This is a genomic window from Methylobacterium bullatum (assembly GCF_014845095.1).
Lineage (GTDB): Bacteria > Pseudomonadota > Alphaproteobacteria > Rhizobiales > Beijerinckiaceae > Methylobacterium > Methylobacterium bullatum.
Genome location: NZ_NKUG01000144.1, coordinates 35350 through 58661 on the forward strand (window position 1 = coordinate 35350; position 23312 = coordinate 58661).

Consider the following 23312-nt stretch of genomic DNA (forward strand, 5'->3'; position numbering starts at 1 on the left):
GGCGGGTGCCGGCGTGCCGCGTCAGCTGGGCAGGATCGGCGTGCAGACGAAGCGTCCGCTGCCCGGCAGGGGGACGATGGCGACGTCGATGCCGTAGAGGAGGCGCAGGGTCTCGGGCGTGACGGCCTCCTCCGGTCTGCCGAGTGCCAGGAGCCGGCCCTCGTGCAGGAGTGCGACCGTGTCGCAGAGGAAGGCGTGATCCGGGTCGTGGGTCGAGAGAACGATGCCCATGCCGCGTTCCTTGAGGCGCCGCACTTGGTCGAGGACGCGGGCCTGATTGCCGAAATCGAGACTGGCGGTGGGCTCGTCCATGACGAGGAAGCGGGGTTCTCCCGCCAGCGCCCGGGCGATGAGGACGAGCTGGCGCTCGCCCCCGCTGATCTCCGTGTAACGCCGCTCGGACAGATGCCGGATGCCGAGGGTGGCGAGCGCCTCGAGGGCTATCGCCTCGTCCGCCCTGCCGGGAGCGGCGAAGGCACCGAGGCGGCTCGCCCGGCCCATCAGCACCACGTCCTGCACGCGGAAAGGAAAGAAGGCGGCATGGGCCTGGGGCACGTAGGCGACGCTGCGCGCGAACCGCGCCCGCGACCAGGTGGTCACATCCTCGCCGTCGAGGGTGATCCGCCCGGCTTTCGCGGGGAGCAGGCCGAGGAGGGTCTTGAACAGGGTGGTCTTGCCGCCGCCATTCGGACCCAGAAGGCCGAGCACCTCGCCCGCCTTCAAGGTGAAGCCGATGCCCACGCCGAGGGGCTTCGTGCCGTAGCCGAAGGCGAGGTTCTGGACTTCCAGGCTCAAGCCCAGCCCCCCTTCGCGGTGGCCAGGAGCCAGAGGAAGAACGGTGCGCCGATGAGCGCGGTGAGGATGCCCAGCGGCACCTCGATCGGCGCGACGGTGCGGGCGACGAGATCCACCGCCAGGAGGTAGCCCGCCCCCATCAGGAGGGAGGCCGGCAGCAGGCGGCGGAAGTCCGGCCCGACGATCAGCCGGGCCACATGCGGGATGATGAGGCCGATCCAGCCGATCACGCCGGTGACGGAGACGGCGGCCGCGGTCACCAGGGTCGCGGCGGCGATGAAGAGCGGGCGCAGCAGGCGCGTCTCGACGCCCAGCGCCCTGGCCTCTTCCTCACCGAGACTCATCAGGTTCATCCGCCAGGCGAACAGGACGAGGGGCAGCAGGCCGAGCACCATCGCCGGCAGGATCGCGCCGACATCGCCGAGGGTGACGGAAGCGAGGCTGCCGAGCAGCCAATAGGTGATGGCGGGCAGCTGGTTGTAGGGGTCGGCCAGCACCTTCAGCAGTGAGATCGCTGAGCCGAGGACGGCCCCGATGGCGACGCCGGCGAGCACCAGGGTCAGTACCGGATCGTGCCGTCGCACCGCGAGGCCCACCGCGTAGACCGCGCCCACGGCGAGCAATCCCCCGGCGAAAGCGAGGAGCTGGATCGCACCCACGGGGAGCGAGAGAAAGATGCCGAGCACGGCGCCGAGGCTCGCGCCGGCCGAGACCCCGAGGATGTCGGGCGAGACCAGGGGATTGCGGAACAGGCCCTGGTAGGTCGAGCCCGCCGCGGCCAGGGCCGCGCCGACGACGAGGCTCGCTGCCACGCGCGGCAGGCGCACCTGCAGCACGACGATCTGCGCGGTCGGATCGATGGAGGAGGAGAGCCCAAGCAGCTTCGCCCAGAGGATGCGCGCCACGTCGGCGATGGGCACGGAGTACTTGCCCGTTGCCAGGGAGACGAGAACGAGGAGCAGCAGCGCGAGAAGCGGTAGCACGCCCGCCACGGCGAGGCGCAAGGCAGGCCGGGCGGCGAGGGAGGAGGCTGTCACGGGCGTGCGGCCCCTGCATCCTTCAGCAGGGTTTCCAACTGCGCCGCGTCGAGGTCCACATGGTAGAAGCGCCTGTAGAAATCGCGCGTGATGCCCTCCATCGGTTCGGGAAAGAGGTCGGGATACAGCCGGGCCGCGAGCCAGCGCAGGCCGATCAGGCGGTTGATCCCCGGCGGGGAATCGAACCAGCCGAAGGGCAGGCGCGGTGTCTGGTAGACTCGGCCGGCCCGCACGGCCCGTAGCGTGCTCCAGAGCGGATCGGTGGCTATGGCCCGGTAGAAGGCGGGGTCGAGGGTGACGATGGCGTCGGGATCCCAGGCCAGGACCTGTTCCGGCGAGATCGTGGTGAGTCCCGCAGCGCCCCCGCCCTCCGCGACATTGCGAGCGCCGGCCAGGTCGAGGATCTCGGTATTGATCGAGCCCGAAACCCCCGTCTCCAGGCCGCGAGGCCCGCGGGCGTAATAGACGCGCTGCCGCCGGTCGGCGGGGACCGAGGCGATCCGGCCCTTCACCTCGGCGATCATCGCCTCCGCATGGGTAGCGAGATCGCTGGCGCGCTCCGGGACGCCGATGAGTTCCCCGAGCTTGGCATAGGTCTCGGACGTGCGGTCGATGGCGCCGTCGAGGAGAATGTACGGAATGCCCGTCTGGGCCTGAACCCGGTCGGCGAGGGAGACATAGGTCGGCGCCGTGCTGCCCACGTCGATGATGAGATCCGGCTTCAGGGTCAGCACGGCCTCGACATTGGCGGTGTTGCCCTTGCCCGTCAGCCGGCCGTAGGCGGGCAGGCCACGCGTCTCCGGCGTCAGGAAGGCGGCCTCGTCGGGGGAGGGGGCGCGGACCCAGCCGATCATGGTCTTTGGGGCCAGGGTGTAGAGCAGTACCGAGGCCGGCGGACCGGCGGCGAGGATGCGGCGCGCACGCTCCGGCACCTCCACCGTTCGCCCGGCCGCATCGACGAAGGGGCGGGCAAAAGCCGCCTCCACGGAGAGGGCGAGGCCCGCCAGAGTTATCGCGACCGCCACGAGCGCCTGCAAAGCACGGGACGGAACGTGGTTCCGGGCGGTGGCCGGCGGGATGAAGCGAAGGATCATGGCCTGGATCGTATCATGGCGACGGGCGCGGCGCTCCGTGACGCACGCGCCCGGAACCGAGGCCGCCGTACCCTCTCGTTTGTCATCCGCAGGGGGCTGCTATACAGCCCCGGCCTACCGATCCGCCCGGCGGAGGTGGAGGCTTCGGGACCTGCCGACGTGATGGTCGGCCATCCTCCCGGTCCGTCATGGATCTGTCACCGCCGGCGGCGAGAGACGGTTGGTCGAGACGCCTGATCGAGGCGGCCGAGGAGAGAGCCTGATGAAGATCGCGATGATCGGCGCGGGGTATGTCGGCCTGGTCTCCGGTGCGTGCTTCGCCGATTTCGGCCACACGGTCTGTTGCGTCGACAACGATCCGGCAAAGATCGAAGCGCTCGAGCAGGGGCGCATCCCGATCTTCGAGCCGGGCCTCAACACGCTGGTGGCCGACAATGTCCGCCAGAACCGCCTGACCTTCACCACCGACCTGACGAGCGCGGTGGCCGCCGCCGACACGGTGTTCATCGCGGTGGGCACGCCGTCCCGGCGGGGCGACGGCTTCGCCGATCTCTCCTACGTCTATGCGGCGGCCCGCGACATCGCCGCCGCGCTCACCGGCTATACGGTGGTGGTAACCAAATCCACGGTTCCCGTCGGCACCGGCGACGAGGTCGAGCGCATCATCCGCGAGGCGCGGCCCGATGCGGATTTCGCCGTGGTGTCGAACCCGGAATTCCTGCGCGAAGGCGCGGCGATCGGCGATTTCAAGCGGCCCGACCGCATCGTCATCGGGGCCGACGACGCCCGCGCGGCCAACGTGATGAACGAGGTCTACCGCCCGCTCTATCTCAACCAGGCGCCGATCCTCGTCACCGGCCGGCGCACGGCCGAGCTGACGAAATACGCCGCCAACGCGTTCCTCGCCACCAAGATCACGTTCATCAACGAGATCGCCGATCTCTGCGAGCAGGTCGGCGCCAATGTGCAGGAGGTCGCCCGTGGCATCGGCCTCGACAACCGCATCGGCTCGAAATTCCTGCATGCCGGGCCGGGCTATGGCGGCTCGTGCTTCCCGAAGGATACCCTGGCGCTGGTGAAGACCGCTCAGGATTGCGGCACGCCGATCCGGCTGGTGGAGGCGGTGGTCGCCGTCAACGACCAGCGCAAGCGGGCCATGGCCCGCAAGATCGTCACCGCCTGCGGCGGCTCGGTGCGCGGCAAGACCATCGCGCTGCTGGGCCTCACCTTCAAGCCGAACACCGACGACATGCGCGATGCGCCGTCCCTCTCCATCGTCGCCGGCCTGCAGGATGCCGGCGCGCGCATCCGCGCCCATGATCCGGAGGGGATGGAGGGCGCGAAGCACCTGATGCCGGACATCGCCTATGCCGACGACCCCTATTCCTGCGCCGAAGGGGCGGACGCCCTCGTCATCGTCACCGAGTGGAACGCCTTCCGCGCCCTCGACTGGGCGTTGCTCGCCGATAGCATGGCCGTCCGGGTGGTGGTGGACCTGCGCAACGTCTACCGGGGCGAGGACGTGGCTCGCCACGGCTTCCACTATGTCGGCATCGGCGTTCCGACGCCGGAGGCGTGAGCTAAGGGGAGAGGACGCCTTTTCGCGTCCCGAGGCCTCGTTTCCGACCCGCGCTCGTTCAATGAGCCGATATCGATCTCGTCGAAGGAGGGTTCTCAAGCGAACCCGGTTTTGCGGTCTGCCAGGACCAAGAGACCGACGAAGGCCAGCAGCCCCACGAGGCTCCAGGGCAGGGCGGCGGCACCGCCGGATTGAAGCAAGAGGCCTCCGAGCACGCCGCCCCCGGCGATCGCGAGGTTCCAGGCGGTGACGATCATCGATTGGGCCACGTCGGCGGTCTTTCCCGAAATCCGTGCCGAGGCCGTCTGGAAAAGGGATGCCGCCCCGCCAAAGGCGACACCCCATACCGATACGGCCACCAGCACGGCCCATCGGGTGTCACCGAGGATGGCGAGAACCAGTCCCGCGCCGCAGAAAGCGGCGATGCTGATCTGCGTGAGCGTCCGCAGGCTCCGGTCGATCCGGGATCCCACGATCCAGATTCCCACCAGCGCGGCGAGGCCGAACAGCAGCAGCACGGCATCGGTGCGGGAGGCCAGGCCGGAGCGGGCGAGGAAGGGCGCGACATAGGTGTAGAGGATGTTGTGAGCCAGCACGAAGCCCAGCGTCACCGCCAGCACCGTCTTCAGGCCCGGCAGGGCGATGACCTCGGCGAGGGGGAGTCTGCGGTCATGGGCTTCGCCCTCGAAGTCAGGGACCTTCCAGGCGATCCAGCCGACCAGCACGACGCTGAGACCGCTCAGGATAGTAAAGACCGGGCGCCATCCGACGAGACCACCGAGCAACGTCCCGGCCGGAATACCGATCGACAGGGCCAAGGGCGCGCCGACCATGGCGATGGAGATGGCGCGGCCCCTCAGATGTTCAGGGGCCATGCGGCCGGCATAGCCGGCGAGCAGGGACCAGACGAGCCCCGCGAAGAGCCCGGCGATGAAGCGGGCGGCCAGCATCAGCCTGTAATCGGTCGACGACGCCGTCACGGCATTGACCACGAGGAAGCCGCCCATGGCCAGCATGAGGAGCGGTCGCCGTCGCCATGTCCGGGTTGCCGCCGTGAGCGGAATGGCCGCGACAAGAGAGCCGATCGCGTAGGCGGTGACGAGTTGTCCGACCATGGCCTCGGACACGCCGAGATCCGAGCTCATGAGCGGGAGCAGTCCGGCGGGCAGGGCTTCGGTCAGGATGGTGAGGAAGCCCGCCATCGCCAGGGCCGAAAGGCCGACGACCGGCAAGCGGGTTGCGCCCGGCGCCACGGGCGGGGTGATCGTTTCAGCCATTGGATCGGTCCGTCGAGAGGCGGTCCGAGCGACCGCGTCATCGGCGATACCCCTCTGCAATGGAGCGAAAAATACTCTATCGTTCCGGTTTATCCGGACGTTGGTGTCCGCAATCGTGGGACGATACCGTGGACACTCTGTCCGCCCTCAACGTTTTCCTACAAGCAGCTGAGGCTGGAAGCTTCGTCGAGGCCGCCCGGCGGCTCGGAGTTTCTCCCTCGGCGGTGGGCAAGGCCATCGCGCGGCTGGAGCTGCGGTTGGGCACCCGTCTGTTTCACCGCAGCACCCGCAGCATCGCCCTGACGGCGGAAGGCAGCCTGCTCTTGGAGCGCAGCCGCCGCATCTTTGCCGAGGTCGATGCCGCGACCCGCGAGATGTCCTTGTCACAGGAGAGGCCGCGGGGACGGCTGCGGATCAGCCTTCCGCTGGTGGGGATGCTGTTGATGCCGTCCCTGTCCGCCTTCATGCGCGCATATCCGGATGTCGAGCTCGACCTCGATTTCACCGATCGCGTCGTCGATGTAGTGGAGGAGGGGTTCGACGCGGTCGTGCGGACTGGCGAGGTCTCCGATTCCCGGCTGATGACGCGCATGCTCGGGCAATTCGAGCACAGGGTCGTGGGGGCGCCGGAATACTTCGATAGGATGGGATACCCGAACATACCGGAGGATCTCGCCGGGCATGCCTGCCTGCAGCACCGCTATCCCTCGAACGGCAAGCTGGAGCGATGGCCTCTCTACCGGGGCGATATCTTCGTCGGAGGCGATGTGCCGGTCGCGTTGACGGCGAGCACGCTCGAGCCGCTGATCTATCTGGCGGAGCGGGGACAGGGCGTCACCTGCGTCCCTCTCTTCACCATCCGGCCGCAGATCGAAGCCAGTCTGCTCCTGCCGGTTCTGACCCCTTACATCAAAAGCACGGGCAAGCTCAGGATCGTCTGGCCCTCGAGCCGGCAGGTGAGCCCCAAAGTTCGCGCCTTCGTCGATTTCCTGGCTACCGATCTCACGGTGTCGGAGCGCACTGCCTGATCAAGCGTGATGCGACCTGCCGCATCCTCGTGCATGCCGGCAGCACGAGGGATGGAGACCGGTCGTCGAACCCGATCTCCATCCCGCCGTGATCTCACGCCGCCGCGTCGATGGCGGTGGAGGCCCGGCGCACCTTGCGGTCCATGCCGTCGAGGAAGGCGTGGGCGTCTTCCTTGCGCTCGAAGACGTGCGGGGCGAGGCCACGATTGTTCAGCGCTTCTTCCATCTTGAGGCGCAGGAAGGCGCTCGTCGCGTAGCGAGTGGTGGTGAGATAGTAGTTCGCCGACAGGTATTGGATCATGCTGGCGTAATCGTCGTACAGGTTCTCGTTGATGCGGAACCCGTCATGGTTGACCACCGAGTTGACCCGCTGGCCGGCCTTCTTGCAGGCATCGACCAGAACCTTGCGCAGGTCGTCGATGTCGCTCTTGATGCGGGCGTGCCAGCCTTCGAGGTTGAGGAAGAGGATGTTGCGCTCGGCGTCGTAGCTGACCCGTTCCGGCAGGTTGAGGTTGAGGAGATCCGAGAGCAACTCCATCGGCTCGTCCCGGAACAGTCGGGCATCCATCTGCGCCGGGTGCTTGATGATCGGCGTGAAGCCCATATGGGGCAGGATATCGCGCTCGATATCGATGCCGGGCGCCACCTCGATGAGTTCGAGCCCTTCGTCGGTGAGCTGGAAGACGCAACGCTCGGTGACGTAGATCACCGGCTGCGAGCGCTTCTGTGCGTAGGGGCCGCTGAAGGTGATCTGCTCCACCTGCGGCAGGAACTTCTGCGAGCGCCCCTCGGTGACGATCTTGAGCTTGCCGTCCTCGATCGTGGTCTCCAGGCCGCCCACGGTGAAGGTGCCGGCGAAGACAACGCTCCGCGCGTTCTGGCTGATGTTGATGAAGCCGCCGCAACCGTTGAGCTTGCCGCCGAACGCGCTGGTGTTGACGTTGCCGTGCTGGTCGCACTCGGCCATGCCGAGGCAGGTCATGTCGAGGCCGCCGCCATCGTAGAAATCGAACATCTGGTTCTGGTCGATGACGCAATCGGCATTCGTCGCCGCGCCGAAGCTCGACCCGGACGCGAGCACGCCGCCCACGGCGCCGGCTTCCGTGGTGAGGGTGATGTAGGGCGTCACCTTCTCCTCGTTGGCCACCGCCGAAATGCCCTCGGGTGCGCCGACGCCGAGATTGACCACGCCGTTCGGCGGCAATTCGAAGGCCGCGCGGCGGGCGATGATCTTGCGGGCGTCGAGCTTCATCTTCTTCATGCCGCTCACCGGCACGCGGATCTGGCCGGCGAGCGCCGCATCGTGCTGCACGCCGTAATTCATGCGGTGCATCTCGGGCTCGGCCAGCACCACGCAATCCACCAGGATGCCCGGCACCCGCACGTCCTTGGGCAGCAGGAAGCCGTCATCGACGATGCGCTCCACCTGCGCGATGACGATGCCGCCATTGTTGCGCGCCGCCATGGCCTGGGCCAGGCAGTCGAGGGTGAGCGCTTCCTTCTCGAAGGAGATGTTGCCGGCCGGGTCCGCCGAGGTGCCGCGGATGAAGGCGACGTCGATCTTGGTGGCGGTGTAGAACAGCCACTCCTCGCCATCGACCTCCACGAGCTTGACGATCTCGTCCGTCGTCACCTGGTTGACGCGGGCGCCGCCATGGCGCGGATCGACATAGGTGTGCAGGCCTACTTTGGAAAAGAGGCCGGGCTGGCCGGCGGCGCAGGCGCGGTAGAGCTGCGAGATCACGCCCTGGGGCAGGTTGTAGCCGACGATCTTGTTGTCCTGGGCGGCCTTGGCCACCTTCGGCATGCGACCGAAATTGGCGGCGATGACGCGCTTCAGCAGGCCCTCATGGTGGAGGCGGCCGGTGCCGAGGCCTTTGCTGTCGCCGGCGCCGGCGGTCATGATCAGGGTGAGGCCGCGCGGGGCGCCCGTGTCGACGAAGCGCTTCTCCAGGGCGGCATGAAGCGCCTCCGGGATGCAGCTCTGGACGAACCCCGTGGTGGTGACGACGTCGTCGTGCCGAATGAGGGCGATCGCCTCCTCGGCCGTGATCACCTTATTTTTCTTCATCGACCGGTCTATCCTCGGAGCGCCTCCCCCGTCCCGTCCCTAACACAAGTGATATCTTGCATAGTGTCGGGAGTGCGGAAGTCTTGTTTGGCGCCCATAGCGTAAAGATACGGTCCAGTTTCCGCAAGGGGCCGGTCTAGGGGAAGTAGCGGTGCGAATGTCTTGTTGCACTGCAGCGGATTGGTTGGTTCTCGCCTCCCGATATCCGGCCTTTCCGGCGGTTCGCGAGGATTCTGCGCAATTGTCCGCTCTTGCTTGGGCGGCACGAAGACTTTTGCGGTGCGGGAACGTCGACAATATTCAACATTCTGCGTTCCATCGCTGCCGAGCGCCCTGTGCCGATCTCCATTCCCGGTGTTCCGACCACGCGGCGAGATCGGGCGCGGTGCGCCGTGGATCGATGGTGTTCATGGCGGGCAGACCTCGTGAAAGTCGTCCATCGGTCTTGCATCCTGGAACCTGCGACGCTCGAAAGGACTGAGCGAGGGACGCGTCGGCTTGCCGGTGCGAGCCTGCTCGGGTTGGCGTGTCGTGGAGCGACCGGTGACGCGGGCTCGTCCGGGTTGTCCTTTCGCGCGGCCCTCGATCCCATCAACGGAACCTCGAACCCACCATGATCGTCCGTTCACGTCCAAACCTGATGGCGGTGCTGTTCACGCTTCAGGGCTCGATCCTGCCGAGGGTGGCGCTGAAGGTGAGCTTCATCACCGCGGCTGCCATTGCAGTCGTCGCGGTGGAGCGGGCATGGCCCCATCCCTTCCCGATGAGTGCCGGCATCGGCCCCTTCACGCTGGTCGGGCTGGCGCTCTCGATCTTCCTGAGTTTCCGCAACGGGGCCTGCTACGACCGTTGGTGGGAGGCGCGCAAAGCCTGGGGAACGCTGATCCTCGAAGCGCGCTCCTTTGCCCGCCTCCTGGCCGCGCTCCTGCCCGAGGAGCAGCATCGCGCCCTTCGCGCGCGGACGCTGAGGCGCGTCATGGCCTTCGCCCTCGCCCTGCACGCGCAAATGCGCCGAGGCGACGAGGCCGCGGCCGCCATGCCGTGGCTCCCCGAGGCGGAGGCGGCGGATCTGCACGCCCGGCCCAGTCCGGCCGAGGCGGTGCTCGTCCACCAATTGGCCGATCTCGGGCGGGCCCGGAGCGAGGGCGCCGTCTCCGACATCCTGTTCGGCCTCGTGGAGCAGAAGATCGCCGCGCTTGGCCAGGTTCAGATCGTCTGCGAGCGCATCCAGAGCACACCGCTCCCCTTCGCCTACACCCTGCTCCTGTACCGCACGGCCTGGATCTACTGTCTGCTCCTGCCCTTCGGGCTCGCGGGCACCCTGGGCTGGGTGACGCCGCTCGTGACGGCGCTCGTCGCGTATACCTTCTTCGGCCTCGATGCCCTGGGGGACGAGCTGGAGGATCCCTTCGGCACCGAACCCAACGATTTGCCTCTCGATGCCCTCGTCCGCGTGGTGGAGGGGATCGTCCGCGACGCCCTCGGTGAGCCCGCACCGCCGCCCCTCGCGCCGGAGGGGTTCCTCCTGCGCTGAGGCGATGGTCGGGGCGATCCGCTCAGTATTCCCAGAAGATCCGCTGCAGCTCCTTGGTGTCCTGCGTCTTGGTCAGGGCGACGGCGGCGAGGATCTTGGCCTTCTGCGGGTTGAGGTCGTGGGCGACGACCCAATCGTACTTGTCGTCCGGCTGCTCGGCATTGCGCAGGACGAAGCCGTCGCCGACGCGGGACGAACGGATGATCTGCACCCCCTTGGAGCGGATGTCCTTCAGGGTGTCGACGAGATAGCCGGCCACCGAGCCGTTGCCGGTGCCGGCATGGATGATGGCCTTCGCGCCGCCGGCCACGGCCGAGGTGTAGGGTTCGGGGTGCATGTTGCCCGAGCCGTAGACGATGGCGACGTCCGGAAGGGAGTCGATCGTCTCGATGTCGAACTCGGAGGTCGTGCCGTGGCGCTTCACCGGCGCGCGGAACCAGTAGGTCTTGCCCTCCACCACCATGCCGAGCGGCCCCCACTGGCTGAAAAAGGCGGAGGGCTTGATGTTCACGCGCTTGGTGCTGTCGCGTCCGGCCTGGATCTCGTCGTTCATGGTGAGGAGCACGCCCTTGGCGCGGGAATCCTTCGCGCCGGCGACCACCACGGCGTCGAGGAGATTGAGGGCGCCGTCCGCCGAGATTGCGGTGGAGGGGCGCATGGAAGCGACCATGACGATGGGCTTGTCGGTCTTCACGACGAGGTCGAGGAAATAGGCGGTCTCCTCCACGGTGTCGGTGCCATGGGTGATGACCACCCCATCGACGTCGTCGCGTTTGACCAGGGCCGAGACCTGCTTGGCGAGCTGGATCAACTGGGCGTTGGTGAAGCTCTCCGACGCGATCTGGAAGGCCTGCTCTCCGCGCACCTCGGCGATCTGGGCGATGGCGGGCACGGCGGCGATGAGCTTGTCCACCGGGACCTTGGCCGCCTGGTAGGTGGCGCTGTTGGCGGCATCCGCACCGGCGCCGGCGATGGTGCCGCCGGTGGCCACGATGACGACACGGGGCTTGGCTGCCGCCGCCGGCGCCGTGGCCTCACCCGGTTTGGCCGGAGCCGGGCCTTCGAGCGCCGAACCCGAGACCGGTGCCAGGGGCAGGCCGAGGCCGAAGGCCAGGGCGATGGCCATCGGAAGAGCGCGGGAGCGGGAGGCTGAAGGGGCGAGCTGCATCGTGGTATCCTGTCACGGGCTTGATCCCCGCATTGTGGCCGCTCCCTCCGCCGAGGCACAGGCCAAAAAGGGGGCGGTCACAGGCTGTTCGTGCATCAATCCGCCCCGTTCGTAACAGGGAGGGTGCGCTTGGGCCGGCTGCGTCGCGCGGCTCGCGCGATGGCGTGGCATCCCGTCCATGGCCGCCATCGGGTATGGATGCGGTCTGTGGTCCGGTAAATGCTTGCAATCGGAACGAAATGACGAGACTTTCGGACGTTGGCAGCCCCTCGTCCGGCTCCGCGTCCGATGCCCCGGGCACGGAGCCGGACGCGAGGAACCGAGGTCGCCGGTCGTGCGTCGTCTCGTCTGGATCTGGGGATCGATCGCGTGGTGTATATGGTCGATGCTCCAGAGCAGCAGGTGAGTTCCACCACGGACCCGCTGCTCCTCGACAATCAGCTCTGCTACGCGCTCTACGCCGCCGCGCATCGGATCACCCGGTCGTACCGGCCCATGCTGGAGCGGATGGGGCTGACCTATCCGCAATATCTGGTTCTCCTCGTCCTGTGGGAGACCGATGGCGTGACGGTGTCGGATATCGGTCGCCGTCTGAGGCTCGATTCCGGCACGCTGACGCCGGTTCTGAAACGGCTCGAGACGGCCGGTTTCCTGATCCGTAACCGACGGCGGAGTGACGAGCGCGAGGTCGAGATCCAACTGACCGAGCATGGCCGTGACCTTCGCGCCGAAGCCCGCCTCGTGCGGGAATCCGTGATGTGCCAGCTCAACATGTCGGAGCCGGAGGTCCAGGCCATGCGCGCCGACCTCAATGCCCTGATTGAGAACCTCAGCGCCGCCGGCTGAACACCGCCTTGCATCGACGTGCCGAGGGTCATTCCACCGGTGCCGGCTGAGTTCGCGGTGTCACACGCGTGTCGTAGGAACGCGGGTTCTCTACGCTGGAGGCACGGGAAGCCGTTTTAGTTTGCCGGATAAATTTTGCCTTGAGGGCAATCTTCTTTTTCCGGTAGAGCCAACCCGTGTCCGACACGTCCAAGCCAGCCTCGGCTGTTCCACACCTGCGGGCCCGTCCTAGCGGGACAGACAAGGGGCGTCCGATGATCCGGAGTTCGATGGTCCTCGTACCGATCGCTCATGCTGTGAAAACGCCCGTCTCGTCGCGAATGCGTACAGTGCCCCGTCACGAGCCTCACTGTCGGCCTCGGCCCGTCGAACCCGGACGGCGGCTGGGCGTTCACCTGCCATGAGTTCAATCCAATTGGAGAGTGAGGCGGAGCCTCGACGCCAAGTCGGTGCCTTGCCGTTCCGGCGCCTTCCGGATGGCGGGTTCAAGATCCTCCTCATCACCTCGCGCGAGAGCCGCCGGTGGGTGATCCCGAAAGGCTGGCCGATGAAGGGCCGCAAGCCGTTCGAGGCCGCCGCCCGGGAAGCCTATGAGGAGGCCGGTCTCCTGGGCGAGATCGGCAAGAGGCCGCTCGGCTTCTATCTTTACGAGAAACGCCTGAAGAGCCGCGATTTCGTCCTCTGCCAGGTCAAGGTGTTCCCCCTGGAAGTGCGCAAGCAGCTCAAGCACTGGCCGGAGCGGAACGAGCGCGAGGACCGCTGGTTCTCTCCCTCCGACGCGGCGGAAGCCGTCGCCGAATCCGGTCTGGCGGGCATCATACGAGCCGCCTGCAAGAGGGAAACCGGGCTGCTCGTTTCAAACGGATTGCTCAAAGGTGGCGAGAAGTGATTGCCAAGCCGCGTTTGATCCGCTAACTCCCCGCTCGTCCCGACACGTCGCGACGATCGGCTGCTGTAGCTCAGTGGTAGAGCACCTCATTGGTAATGAGGAGGTCGACAGTTCAATCCTGTCCAGCAGCACCATTTTCTCCGATCACATCATTGATTTATCTGATGGTGTCCCGATGGTCACGGGACGTGTCGGTCGAGTGCTCAGACATGGCTGGGCACCTTACTTTCCTTCCCATTTTTGATTCACCCGTATCGCCAAGAGGCGGATGTGGTGGCGATTGCCTTGACGCTGTCGCGGCCGAGGCGATAGGGCTACGCCCCGTCTCGGTAGCCGGCCTGCGAAACCAAGGCTCGAGCGCGGGGCACATGTGCGCGGCGGTGTCGCCGGTTTCTCGGCATGGCGGCTTCCGACACGGGAGCGGCACCGCGAACGGTCGGGGAAGCGATCCGCGGCGCGGCGCCCCAGATCGATCGAGAGGGTTTCATCGTGAGCTTTGAGCCGGACCACAAGGCATTGGCGATTCCCGGCCCCGACGTTTCCGACGAGCGACCTTCGGCGGACGCGGAGTCCATCATCGCAGCCCTGGAGAAGGCGGCCGTTTCAGCCTCCGAGTCCCCACCGTCGCTCAAGATGGTGGATTTGGCCAAGCGTCTCGTCGTCGAACTGCGGGTAGCCTGTCGGGGGCGACCCGACGCCAAGCCGATGATCCTGCGCGGCCGCGCCGCCCTCAAGAAGGTTGAGGCTGCGTTCCGGCCCGACGGGGCGGATGTGACCGAGGATGCGGTCTCCGCCGACGAGCGCCGCGCCGCGAAGGCCGAGGCGGCCCGCCGTCGCGTGGCCGAGCGGGAGGAGGTGTTCGCGCAGAATGCCGACCGCATGCGCAAGATCGTGGGTGCGTTGACGGCCGCCGCGAAGACCGAGGATCCAGGCCGCTTCACGGTCCAGGCCGGCCTGTGTCAGCAGATATGGGACGAGATCGGCCCCGCGGGCCCGGAAGGGCCCGCCCTGCTCAAAGCCTATCGCAAGGCGACGGCTTTGTTCTGGGCCAAGGCCGGTGTGCCCGAGCCCGGCAAGGCCGAAGACGCGTGATGGTCTCCGGCCCCGGCCGGCTTCCAATGTGCCGTGCCCCGGGACGCAGACGAGACGTCCCGGGGCTTCGTGGCTACGTACGGCGGATCAGGGTACCCGCGCCGTGGTCGGTGAAGAGCTCGAGCAACACCGCGTGGCTGACCTTGCCGTCGAGGATGACCACGGCCTCGACGCCCTGTTCCAGCGCGTAGATGCAGGTCTCGATCTTCGGGATCATCCCGCCCGTGATGGTGCCGTCGGCGATGAGGCGGCGGCAATCCTCGAGGGTCAGGTCGGTGATCAGCTTCTTGTCCTTGTCGAGTACGCCCGGCACGTCGGTGAGCAGCAACAGGCGCTTGGCCCGCAGCGCCCCGGCGATCGCTCCGGCGAACGTATCGGCATTGACGTTGTAGGTCTGGCCGTCCGCCCCGAACGCGACCGGGGCGAGGACCGGAATCAGCTCGGCTTTCAGCACCGCATCGAGGACGCCGCGTTCCACGTGCTCGGGCTCGCCCACGAGGCCGAGATCGATCTCCTGCTCGGTCTGGCTCTCCGGGTCGAGGACGGTACGCGTCGCCTTGCGGGCGCGGACCATGTTGCCGTCCTTGCCGCAGAGACCGATGGCGCGGCCACCCTCGGCCGAGATCCAGCCGACGATCTGTTTGTTGATCGAGCCGGCGAGCACCATCTCGACCACCTCCACGGTGGCCTCGTCGGTGACGCGCAGGCCGCCGCGGAATTCGGATTCGATCCCGAGCCGGCCGAGCATCCGTCCGATCTGCGGGCCGCCGCCATGGACGACGATGGGCTTCAGGCCGGACTGCTCGAGGAGGACGATGTCCTCGGCGAAATCCTCCGCCGCCGCGCGGTCGCCCATGGCGTGGCCGCCATACTTGATGACGACGATTTCCTGGTCGTAGCGCTGCATGTGTGGGAGCGCCTGGACCAGGACTTCCGCGCGGACATGCACGTTCGGGAGGGCGTCTTTTGCCAGAGATTCTTTCATCGTGAGGCACTGTCCTCGCTACGGCGCCGGATCGGGATGCGCGACGACGCGCTTCTAGCGCAGCGATGTCGCACTGCGAAGCGCCATAGCCGCCAAAGCTCGGAAAAATGGTCCCGCCGTGAAAGGCGGATCGGTGGTGAGAACGGCCGGCACCAAGGGGGAGGGTATAACCATGCGTTAACCATGTCCTGTGATCCTTTGGACGATTGCACAGGACGCTTCCTCCGATGCTCGCCGCGGATCCCACCCTCGCCCGTCCGACCCTCACCGGCCTTCGGAATCTGACTGCCGCCCTCGCCCAGATCGGGAAGGACACCGCCTCTCCCGCAGAAGTCTGGCGCAGACTGACCGACAGCTACGTCGTCGATCTCGATGCCGTCGCCAGCATCCTGCCCCGCGCCGAGCCCGAGCCGACTTGGCTCGTGACCCGTAACGAGGATCGCCTCGTCACCGGCCGATCGCGGGCCGGCAAGGTGTCGCTTCGCGCATGAATCCGAAGTCTTCGCGCCGCGCATGAGAGCCATGTCCGGCCCGGATCGAGGCTACCTTGCGACAGGTTTGGCATCTGTCATGCTAGACCAAGTCCAATGAAAAACGACGAGGAACGCTCAGGCAACAATCACGCGGCCGCTCGACGCCTGAGCAACACCGCGGACCTTATTCGCCGAACCGAAAAAGGGGTCCGTCATGTCCGAATTGTTAGCCGTCGCCCTCGTTTGCTCCAGCATGATCGCGGTGCAGGATTGCTCCCGCACCACCGCCCTCGACGTCATCGTGTCTCCCGCGCACACGCCGATGGAATGCATGATCCATGGCCAGACCATGGCTGCTTCCACTTGGAGCGATGATGGTGAGAAGCGCTACGTCAGGGTGACCTGCGAGCGCCGCCATGCCGATCTTCGCGGCCTGCGCCGGGCGGGCTACGCCGCAGCTATCGTCCTCGTCCCGCGTCACGCGATCTGAGCGATCCCGCCTGGGGGAACGCGACGGACGATCAGGGCCCGCAGGCCTCAGCGCTCTCCCAAGCAGGTTTCGCAGACGTGGCCGCCGCGCTTCTGCGATACAAACCTGTTTAGCGCCTCACGCCTCGATCCGGAGCGTCTCGCCCCGTTCGAGGCGGCCCCCATGGAGCACCTCCGCGTAGACCCCGCAATCGGCATGGCCGAGACGCGTGGAGAGCGTCCGGGGGATCGCGAGGTCACGGATGCCGGTCGCCGGATCGACATTCGTCGCCGCACAGCGCTCCGTCCGCTTCGAGATCCGCAGGCGCACGCCTCCCGCCGTGGCGAGAATGCGCCCGACGAGGTCGAGTTCGGCGAAGGGGGGAAGGCCGGTGAGGTGAAGGTTCGCGCGGAAGCGCAACGGATCGACGGGCGCGCCCACCATGTCCTGCGTCGCCGCGACGCTGGCGAGGTTGAGGAGCGAGACGAAGCCGCGTGCTGAATCGGTGAAGCGGAAGCCGTCCGGTGCGGCGAGCAGCCTCGGCGGCCCGCGCAGGGCGTCCGCGAATTCGGCACGGAAGAACGCTTCCACCGCCTCGCGCCCTTCCGGCGTCGAGAGGTCGGCCTCGACCACGAGGCCGTCGCCCTGGCGGATCGTCAGCACCGACGTTTCGTCGTCGTAGCGCGTGATGAGGCGGGCCAGGGCCTCGTTGCGCATCAGCATCAGGAACTTGATCTTGGGCTGATGCTTCGGCGCGGCCGGATCGAAGCCGGACGGCCCGTTCTCGATGGCGAACAGCCGGTCGCCCGGAAAATAGCGTCCCGCTTCCAGCGTCACTTGCTCCAGCCCCTCGGGCGAGAGCCCCTTCACGGGGTAGCGGTGGAGCGCTTCGAGGCGCAGTTCGGGAAGGCTGGTCGGCGTCGCGGTCATGCCGTCAGCCTCGCCCGAAGCCATCCTCGCACGCAAGTCCGTGATCGGGTCTTGTGGTGCTCATTTGCAACACTACATCGTGAGCAATCGGCGGCCCTCGCGGCGCCGAGGTTTCCCGGACCATCCGGTCGGGAAGCGACGTCTCGACGGGGCCGCGCCGCTTGGCGGGCGGTGGATCGTCGGAACGGGGGAGAGGACAGACATGAATTTCGAGATCTATACCGAACGCGCCCGCGGCTTCGTCCAGGCCGCGCAATCCCTGGCCCTTCGCGAAGGCCATCCGCAATTGCAGCCCGGCCACCTGCTCAAGGTGCTCCTGGACGATCCAGAGGGGCTCTGCGCCGGTCTGATCGACCGCGCCGGCGGGCAGTCCCGCGTGGCCCTCGCTCAGGTCGAGCAATGGCTGGCCAAGCAGCCCAAGGTCTCCGGCAACTCGGCGCAGCCCCAGGCGACGCGCGAACTCGTGCGCCTGTTCGACACCGCCGAGAAGGCCGCCCAGAAGGCGGGCGATTCCTACGTCACCGTGGAGCGCCTGCTCCTGGCCCTCGCCGTGGAGAAGGACACCGAATCCGGCCGTGCCCTCGCCGCCGCCGGCGTCACGGCCGCGTCGCTGAACGCTGCCATCAACGCGCTCCGTAAGGGCCGCACCGCCGACAACGCCACGGCCGAGAACGCCTACGACGCTCTCAAGAAATACGCCCGCGACCTCACCGAGGCCGCCCGGGAGGGCAAGCTCGACCCGGTGATCGGCCGTGACGAGGAGATCCGCCGCACCATCCAGGTCCTGTCCCGGCGCACCAAGAACAACCCGGTGCTGATCGGCGAACCCGGCGTCGGCAAAACCGCCATCGTCGAGGGGCTGGCCCTGCGCATCGTCGATGGCGACGTGCCGGAGAGCCTGAAGGACAAGAGTCTGCTGGCCCTCGACATGGGCGCGCTGATCGCCGGCGCGAAGTATCGCGGCGAGTTCGAGGAGCGGCTGAAGGGCGTGCTGTCGGAAGTCACTTCGGCCGCCGGGGGCATCATCCTGTTCATCGACGAGATGCACACGCTGGTGGGAGCCGGCAAGGCGGACGGGGCGATGGACGCCTCCAACCTGCTCAAGCCAGCTCTGGCGCGCGGCGAGCTGCATTGCGTCGGCGCGACCACCCTCGACGAATACCGTAAGCACGTGGAGAAGGACGCGGCCCTCGCCCGCCGCTTCCAGCCCGTCTTCGTGTCCGAGCCCACCGTCGAGGACACGGTCTCGATCCTGCGCGGCATCAAGGAGAAGTACGAGCAGCACCACGGCGTCCGTATTCAGGACGCGGCCCTCGTGGCGGCCGCGACCCTGTCGAACCGCTACATCACCGACCGCTTCCTGCCGGACAAGGCCATCGACCTGATGGACGAGGCCGGCTCGCGCCTGCGCATGCAGGTCGATTCTAAGCCGGAGGAGCTCGACAACATCGACCGCGAGGTGGTGCGCCTCAAGATCGAGGGCGAGGCCCTGAAGAAGGAGACCGATTCCGCCTCCCGCGACCGTCTGGTGCGGCTGGAGAAGGAACTGGCCGATCTCGAAGAGCAGTCGGCCGCGATCACCTCCCGCTGGAAGGCCGAGAAGGACAAGTTGGGTGCCGCAGCCGAACTCAAGAAGAAGCTCGACGAGGCGCGCAACGAACTCGCCTCGGCCCAGCGCCAGGGCCAGTATCAGCGCGCGGGCGAACTCGCCTACGGCGTGATCCCTGGGTTGGAGCGGGAGCTCGCCGAGAACGAGGCCGCTGCCGAAACCGCCGTCGCCCGCGACGGTATGGTCGAGGAGGCGGTGACGCCGGCCCATATCGCCGGTGTCGTCTCGCGCTGGACCGGCGTGCCCGTGGACAAGATGCTGGAAGGCGAGCGCGAGAAGCTGCTCGCCATGGAAGCGGCGCTCGGGCAGCGTGTCGTCGGCCAGCGCGAAGCCGTGGAAGCCGTGGCCACCGCCGTGCGGCGTGCCCGTGCCGGCCTGCAGGACCCGAACCGGCCGATCGGCTCGTTCATGTTCCTCGGGCCGACGGGCGTCGGCAAGACCGAGCTGACCAAGGCACTCGCCGGGTTCCTGTTCGACGACGACACCGCCCTCGTGCGGATCGACATGTCGGAATACATGGAGAAGCACTCCGTGGCCCGGCTCATCGGCGCGCCTCCGGGCTATGTCGGCTACGAGGAGGGCGGAGCGCTCACGGAAGCCGTGCGGCGCCGGCCCTATCAGGTCGTGCTGTTCGACGAGATCGAGAAGGCGCATCCGGACGTGTTCAACGTCCTGCTGCAGGTTCTCGATGACGGGCGACTCACGGACGGGCAGGGGCGGACGGTGGATTTCCGCAATACGCTTCTGATCATGACCTCGAATCTCGGCTCCGAATATCTGGTGGCGCAGACGGAGGGGCAGGAGACGGACGAGGTCCGCGAGGAGGTGATGGGCGTGGTCCGCCATCATTTCCGGCCGGAATTCCTCAACCGGATCGACGAGATCATCCTGTTCCACCGTCTCCGGCGGTCGGAGATGGGGGCGATCGTCGATATCCAGCTCAAGCGGCTGCAGACCCTCCTCGACGAGCGCAAGATCGCCCTCGACGTGGAGCCCGATGCCCGCGACTGGCTCGCCGACAAGGGCTACGACCCGGCCTACGGGGCGCGTCCGCTCAAGCGTGTGATCCAGAAGGCGGTGCAGGATCGGCTGGCCGAGCAGCTGCTCGCGGGTCGTATCCATGACGGCGAGGCGGTGCAGGTCCGGCTCGGCCCGTCCGGCCTGATGATCGGCGACGATCCGGCCCTGCCGGAGCGGCGCCCGGCGAGCGTCACGCTGAACTGAGGCGCGGCCTGTCTCACGGCCCCGGCGGGCTCGTTTCGCCGGGGCAGGTCAGGCGATGGCCGCCATCTCCCGTGTCATCTCCCGAAGGAATGCGCGCATCCCGGGCGGGGAGCGAGGCGTCGATCAGCGACCCGAGCCGCGCAGCGTCATTGTCACCCGCTGTTCGAGCAGGTTCCACCGCGCTGAGAACCCGCTCGCCACGCAGCCCCCATAGGTCTGGCCTACGAAGAAGCCCTGCGCTGCCCGGTTTCGGCAATCGAGCACGGGCGGCAGAGCCAGGACGACGAGGACGGCGCCGGCAATCGCCGCCACGCTGGCCAGGATGCCGAACAGCCACGCCAATTGCGAACCGTAGGCCTTCCTCCCACCGTCATCACGGTCGGACCCGGTCCCGTCGGTCAAATCGCGGGACATCGCATCCGCCCGGGGGCGGCGGTCGCGGATGATCTCCACGGGGGATTGGCTCGCCGGCTTCGTCACGCCTCGTCTTCCCCAAGAATTGCCGATGCGATCTAAGCGTGCAGTGTTGAAGGAAGATTGAAGGGGAGGCGTGCCTGTCGCCTTTGCTTGGTGACAAGCCAAAACGCCGGGCTTGAGCCTGCTCCATGTTTGGGCAACATGCACGGCGTCGGCTTGATGGACCAGGCCGGATCACGGCGGGATTTCAGATGTCGGCACGCAATCCAGAAACCCGCAATCCGGTTCCGTCCAAACCGGGAACCGGCCGCCCCGCTGGCGAAGCTGCTACCGACGGTGCCCTGTCCCGCCTCGGCATCCGCTTCACCGTCTGGGCCGAGCGCTGGTTTCCCGACGCGTTCATCTTCGTGGCCATCGCGGTGGTCATCGTGGCCCTCGGGGCGCTGGCCAATGGCGCTCCCGCGATGACGGTGGCCAAGAGCTTCGGCGACGGATTCTGGAGCCTGATCCCCTTCACCATGCAGATGGCCTTCGTCACCATCGGCGGCTACGTGGTGGCGACGGCGCCGCCGGTTCAGCGGCTGATCGACCGGCTCGCCCTCGTGCCGAAGACCGGCCGGGGCGCGGTCGGCTTCGTGGCGGCGGCGACGATGCTGTCGTCGTTCCTGAGCTGGGGCCTCAGCCTGATCTTCGGCGGCCTTCTCGCCCGCGCGCTCGCCCGCCGCACCGAACTCCGCATGGACTACCGGGCCGCGGGGGCGGCCGCCTATCTCGGCCTCGGCGCCACCTGGGCCATGGGCCTCAGCTCATCGGCCGCGCAGTTGCAGGCCAATCCCAAAAGCCTGCCGCCGAGCCTCCTGCCGATCACCGGCGTGATTCCGTTCAGCGAGACGATCTTCCTCTGGCAGTCGATGCTGATCGCCCTGATCCTCTTCGTGATCTCGATCGTCATCGCCTACGTGTCGGCGCCCCAGCCCGCCACCGCCGTGACGGCCGACGACCTCGGCCTCGACGTCTCGCGCGACAAGCCGGACGAGTCCCGGCCGCAGCAGCCTTCGGAATGGCTGGAACATTCGCCGATCCTGACCCTGCTCCTCGTCATCATCGCCGGCGGCTGGCTCTACCAGGAATTCGCGCGCCAATCCTGGATCACCGCGATCTCCAACCTCAACACCTACAACCTGCTCTTCCTCACCCTCGGCCTGCTGCTGCATTGGCGGCCGCGGAACTTCCTCGCCTCCGTCGCCAAAGCGGTGCCGGCCACCGCCGGCGTGCTGATCCAGTTCCCGCTCTACGCGGCGATCAGCGCCATGCTGACCAACGCCAAGAATGCCGGCGGCACTTCGGTCTCGGACGTGATCACCCACGCGTTCGTGGCGCTGAACACCACGGGCAGCTTCCCGATCTCCATGGGTGTCTATTCGGCGGTGCTCGGCTTCTTCGTGCCGTCCGGCGGCGGCAAGTGGCTGCTGGAAGCGCCCTACGTCATGCAGGCCGCCAACGAGCTACAGGTCCATCTCGGCTGGGCGGTGATGATCTACAACGCCGCCGAGGCGTTGCCGAACCTGATCAACCCGTTCTGGATGCTGCCGCTTCTCGGCATCCTCGGCCTCAAGGCCCGCGACATCGTCGGGTTCAGCTTCCTGCAGCTCATCATCCACCTGCCGGTGGTGCTGTTCCTGCTCTGGGCGCTGGCCTTCACGCTGACCTACCACCCGCCGGTCATGCCGTAGGGGGCGGCCTGTTTCCCGGGCCTGACCCGACTACGTGACGCGAGCCCGCCGATCGTTCTGATCAGACATTCCGATCCGCCGCATGGGACAAGGGTCGGGGTTTCAGGGGCGTCCCTGCGGTGGGCCGCCCATGGCGATCACGCCGGTATCGGCGAGGCCCCGGGCCTCGTCGGCGCCAGAGGCCACGAGCGAGAAGCTGATGGGCCGCAGCGGACCGCTGTCGTGGCCGGTTTCGCCCTCGGACCAGGAGCTGACGGATATCGGCGTGAATGCATCCGCCATACCGCTGCTCGTCAGACCCTCGGCGCGGGCGCGTGCATCGACGCGTTGCAGGAAGCCATCGCTCGCTACGCCAAGGCGCACCGGCCGGGTGTCAGGCTCGGCCTGCCAGATCGTACGGATGAGGCAATGCCGGCCGTTCCCGTCCTGGCCCCAGGATGCCACGTAGCGCGGCGACAAAAGCTCCACGGCCTTCTCCCGGTCCGGCGCACGGCTCGGGATGGTGTCGATCGCCTCCCGTGAGGCGGGCCGCGTCGCGAGCCCCTGGAACGGCATGCGGCCGTGGCGGATGTAGCCGAGGCAATCCTCGAAGATGATCCGCATCACCAGCGGCTCGTTCTCCTCGATCGGCGCGGCGCTGGCGGGGAAGGCCGCGAGGCAGGCGGCGAGCAGAATCCAGGGTTTGCGCAAACGATCCTCCCTTCGGTGCGTGGCCGGGCGGAGCGTACACCATCGTCTCGATAGGCGTAGGGCCGTCCCGGTCCGGCCGGATGCCCCATCGATGGGGAAAGCACTCGACAATGTCGGCGTCGACCCATCCCCGATCGTAGATCCTCGCGTCGGCACGCCGAATTTTTGATGTCTCACTGGCGGCTAACAGGCCCTCCCGAGGAATGATTCCGCGCCGTGCCCGCATCGGTCGAACACCTAGAGCCGGGGGGGGACACCTTGATGGATAAGGCGATGCGGACGCTGCGGGCCGCAGATACTGGCGTTTATCTTGAGAGATGGTCATATAATTCAAGTGCAAAATTTCATATTGCCTGGTGGCCGGCGCAAAGC

20 protein-coding genes and 1 tRNA gene are annotated in these 23312 nt (G+C 67.2%); 11 read left to right on the top strand and 10 right to left on the bottom strand.

The window, feature by feature from the left end:
• Nucleotides 1-21: 21 nt before the first annotated feature.
• From MBTS_RS19045 to MBTS_RS19055, 3 genes are read right to left on the bottom strand one after another with little or no spacing between them, the layout of a single operon-like run.
• A complete protein-coding gene (locus MBTS_RS19045; RefSeq protein ID WP_192216245.1) occupies nt 22-795 on the bottom strand; it encodes an ABC transporter ATP-binding protein in 774 nt (257 codons plus the stop codon).
• On the bottom strand, nt 792-1832 hold the full coding sequence (locus tag MBTS_RS19050; protein WP_192216246.1) for a FecCD family ABC transporter permease: 1041 nt from the start codon (nt 1830-1832) through the stop codon (nt 792-794). The genes MBTS_RS19045 and MBTS_RS19050 overlap by 4 nt, the downstream gene beginning before the upstream one ends.
• The gene (locus MBTS_RS19055) at nt 1829-2926 is read right to left on the bottom strand and encodes an iron ABC transporter substrate-binding protein (protein WP_192216247.1); all 1098 of its coding nucleotides are present in this window, start codon (nt 2924-2926) and stop codon (nt 1829-1831) included. The genes MBTS_RS19050 and MBTS_RS19055 overlap by 4 nt, the downstream gene beginning before the upstream one ends.
• Nucleotides 2927-3188: 262 nt before the next feature.
• On the opposite strand from MBTS_RS19055, the gene MBTS_RS19060 reads away from it, so the two are divergent.
• Nucleotides 3189-4505 carry a UDP-glucose dehydrogenase family protein gene (locus MBTS_RS19060; RefSeq protein WP_192216248.1) on the top strand — a complete coding sequence of 439 codons (1317 nt, stop codon included), beginning with the start codon at nt 3189-3191 and terminating at the stop codon, nt 4503-4505.
• A 95-nt stretch (nt 4506-4600) separates the two neighbouring features.
• Here the strand turns inward: MBTS_RS19060 and MBTS_RS19065 are convergent, their stop codons facing one another.
• Nucleotides 4601-5782, bottom strand: a complete 1182-nt coding sequence (locus MBTS_RS19065) for an MFS transporter (RefSeq protein WP_192216249.1) — start codon at nt 5780-5782, stop codon at nt 4601-4603.
• A 128-nt stretch (nt 5783-5910) separates the two neighbouring features.
• On the opposite strand from MBTS_RS19065, the gene MBTS_RS19070 reads away from it, so the two are divergent.
• Nucleotides 5911-6810, top strand: coding sequence for a LysR family transcriptional regulator (locus MBTS_RS19070; RefSeq protein ID WP_056139970.1), 900 nt, complete (start codon nt 5911-5913; stop codon nt 6808-6810).
• A 94-nt stretch (nt 6811-6904) separates the two neighbouring features.
• Here the strand turns inward: MBTS_RS19070 and MBTS_RS19075 are convergent, their stop codons facing one another.
• Entirely contained in the window at nt 6905-8881 is a 1977-nt protein-coding gene (locus MBTS_RS19075) for an acyl CoA:acetate/3-ketoacid CoA transferase (protein WP_018045329.1), read from the bottom strand.
• Nucleotides 8882-9494: 613 nt separating this feature from the next.
• Between MBTS_RS19075 and MBTS_RS19080 the strand changes: the two genes are divergently transcribed.
• Complete coding sequence (locus tag MBTS_RS19080) at nt 9495-10415, top strand: bestrophin family protein (protein ID WP_056161469.1); 921 nt, start codon at nt 9495-9497, stop codon at nt 10413-10415.
• A gap of 22 nt (nt 10416-10437) precedes the next feature.
• Here MBTS_RS19080 and MBTS_RS19085 read toward each other — a convergent pair whose 3' ends face one another.
• Nucleotides 10438-11583, bottom strand: a complete 1146-nt coding sequence (locus MBTS_RS19085) for a type II asparaginase (protein WP_147831858.1) — start codon at nt 11581-11583, stop codon at nt 10438-10440.
• A 378-nt stretch (nt 11584-11961) separates the two neighbouring features.
• On the opposite strand from MBTS_RS19085, the gene MBTS_RS19090 reads away from it, so the two are divergent.
• The 4 genes from MBTS_RS19090 (at nt 11962) to MBTS_RS19105 (ending at nt 14410) form a co-directional block, all read left to right on the top strand.
• Nucleotides 11962-12429, top strand: coding sequence for a MarR family winged helix-turn-helix transcriptional regulator (locus MBTS_RS19090; RefSeq protein ID WP_018045326.1), 468 nt, complete (start codon nt 11962-11964; stop codon nt 12427-12429).
• Nucleotides 12430-12829: 400 nt separating this feature from the next.
• Entirely contained in the window at nt 12830-13318 is a 489-nt protein-coding gene (locus MBTS_RS19095; RefSeq protein WP_043764370.1) for an NUDIX hydrolase, read from the top strand.
• 59 nt (nt 13319-13377) lie between these two features.
• Nucleotides 13378-13452 (top strand) — tRNA-Thr (locus MBTS_RS19100).
• Between the two features lie 355 nt (nt 13453-13807).
• Nucleotides 13808-14410 (top strand): hypothetical protein, encoded by a 603-nt coding sequence (locus MBTS_RS19105; RefSeq protein WP_238254024.1) that lies wholly within the window; start codon nt 13808-13810, stop codon nt 14408-14410.
• Nucleotides 14411-14483: 73 nt separating this feature from the next.
• On the opposite strand, the gene argB is transcribed toward MBTS_RS19105, so the two are convergent.
• Entirely contained in the window at nt 14484-15395 is a 912-nt protein-coding gene (gene argB / locus MBTS_RS19110; protein ID WP_018045323.1) for an acetylglutamate kinase, read from the bottom strand.
• Nucleotides 15396-15622: 227 nt separating this feature from the next.
• Here argB and MBTS_RS19115 point away from each other — a divergent pair, with 227 nt between their 5' ends.
• Together MBTS_RS19115 and MBTS_RS19120 are read left to right on the top strand one after the other, a co-directional pair.
• Entirely contained in the window at nt 15623-15886 is a 264-nt protein-coding gene (locus tag MBTS_RS19115; protein ID WP_192216251.1) for a hypothetical protein, read from the top strand.
• A 196-nt stretch (nt 15887-16082) separates the two neighbouring features.
• Nucleotides 16083-16358, top strand: coding sequence for a hypothetical protein (locus MBTS_RS19120; protein ID WP_018045321.1), 276 nt, complete (start codon nt 16083-16085; stop codon nt 16356-16358).
• A 117-nt stretch (nt 16359-16475) separates the two neighbouring features.
• On the opposite strand, the gene MBTS_RS19125 is transcribed toward MBTS_RS19120, so the two are convergent.
• Nucleotides 16476-17267: an MOSC domain-containing protein gene (locus MBTS_RS19125; protein WP_238254026.1), complete on the bottom strand. Its 792-nt coding sequence runs from the start codon at nt 17265-17267 to the stop codon at nt 16476-16478.
• Nucleotides 17268-17469: 202 nt separating this feature from the next.
• Between MBTS_RS19125 and clpB the strand changes: the two genes are divergently transcribed.
• Complete coding sequence (clpB, locus tag MBTS_RS19130) at nt 17470-20100, top strand: ATP-dependent chaperone ClpB (RefSeq protein WP_192216252.1); 2631 nt, start codon at nt 17470-17472, stop codon at nt 20098-20100.
• Between the two features lie 123 nt (nt 20101-20223).
• Here clpB and MBTS_RS19135 read toward each other — a convergent pair whose 3' ends face one another.
• The gene (locus tag MBTS_RS19135; RefSeq protein ID WP_056161473.1) at nt 20224-20580 is read right to left on the bottom strand and encodes a hypothetical protein; all 357 of its coding nucleotides are present in this window, start codon (nt 20578-20580) and stop codon (nt 20224-20226) included.
• Between the two features lie 188 nt (nt 20581-20768).
• Here MBTS_RS19135 and MBTS_RS19140 point away from each other — a divergent pair, with 188 nt between their 5' ends.
• Nucleotides 20769-22250, top strand: a complete 1482-nt coding sequence (locus MBTS_RS19140) for a short-chain fatty acid transporter (protein ID WP_056139988.1) — start codon at nt 20769-20771, stop codon at nt 22248-22250.
• Nucleotides 22251-22352: 102 nt separating this feature from the next.
• Here MBTS_RS19140 and MBTS_RS19145 read toward each other — a convergent pair whose 3' ends face one another.
• Complete coding sequence (locus MBTS_RS19145; RefSeq protein WP_147831863.1) at nt 22353-22940, bottom strand: hypothetical protein; 588 nt, start codon at nt 22938-22940, stop codon at nt 22353-22355.
• Between the last annotated feature and the right edge of the window lie 372 nt (nt 22941-23312).

Bases quoted from the DNA above. Each gene is read 5' to 3' on its own strand.
- MBTS_RS19055 (WP_192216247.1), bottom strand. From the start codon at position 2,926: ATGATCCTTCGCTTCATCCCGCCGGCCACCGCCCGGAACCACGTTCCG.
- argB (WP_018045323.1), bottom strand. From the start codon at position 15,395: ATGAAAGAATCTCTGGCAAAAGACGCCCTCCCGAACGTGCATGTCCGC.
- MBTS_RS19140 (WP_056139988.1), top strand. From the start codon at position 20,769: ATGTCGGCACGCAATCCAGAAACCCGCAATCCGGTTCCGTCCAAACCG.
- MBTS_RS19075 (WP_018045329.1), bottom strand. From the start codon at position 8,881: ATGAAGAAAAATAAGGTGATCACGGCCGAGGAGGCGATCGCCCTCATT.
- MBTS_RS19115 (WP_192216251.1), top strand. From the start codon at position 15,623: ATGCTCGCCGCGGATCCCACCCTCGCCCGTCCGACCCTCACCGGCCTT.
- MBTS_RS19085 (WP_147831858.1), bottom strand. From the start codon at position 11,583: ATGCAGCTCGCCCCTTCAGCCTCCCGCTCCCGCGCTCTTCCGATGGCC.
- MBTS_RS19095 (WP_043764370.1), top strand. From the start codon at position 12,830: ATGAGTTCAATCCAATTGGAGAGTGAGGCGGAGCCTCGACGCCAAGTC.
- MBTS_RS19080 (WP_056161469.1), top strand. From the start codon at position 9,495: ATGATCGTCCGTTCACGTCCAAACCTGATGGCGGTGCTGTTCACGCTT.
- clpB (WP_192216252.1), top strand. From the start codon at position 17,470: ATGAATTTCGAGATCTATACCGAACGCGCCCGCGGCTTCGTCCAGGCC.
- MBTS_RS19060 (WP_192216248.1), top strand. From the start codon at position 3,189: ATGAAGATCGCGATGATCGGCGCGGGGTATGTCGGCCTGGTCTCCGGT.
- MBTS_RS19065 (WP_192216249.1), bottom strand. From the start codon at position 5,782: ATGGCTGAAACGATCACCCCGCCCGTGGCGCCGGGCGCAACCCGCTTG.
- MBTS_RS19090 (WP_018045326.1), top strand. From the start codon at position 11,962: ATGGTCGATGCTCCAGAGCAGCAGGTGAGTTCCACCACGGACCCGCTG.
- MBTS_RS19120 (WP_018045321.1), top strand. From the start codon at position 16,083: ATGTCCGAATTGTTAGCCGTCGCCCTCGTTTGCTCCAGCATGATCGCG.
- MBTS_RS19125 (WP_238254026.1), bottom strand. From the start codon at position 17,267: ATGACCGCGACGCCGACCAGCCTTCCCGAACTGCGCCTCGAAGCGCTC.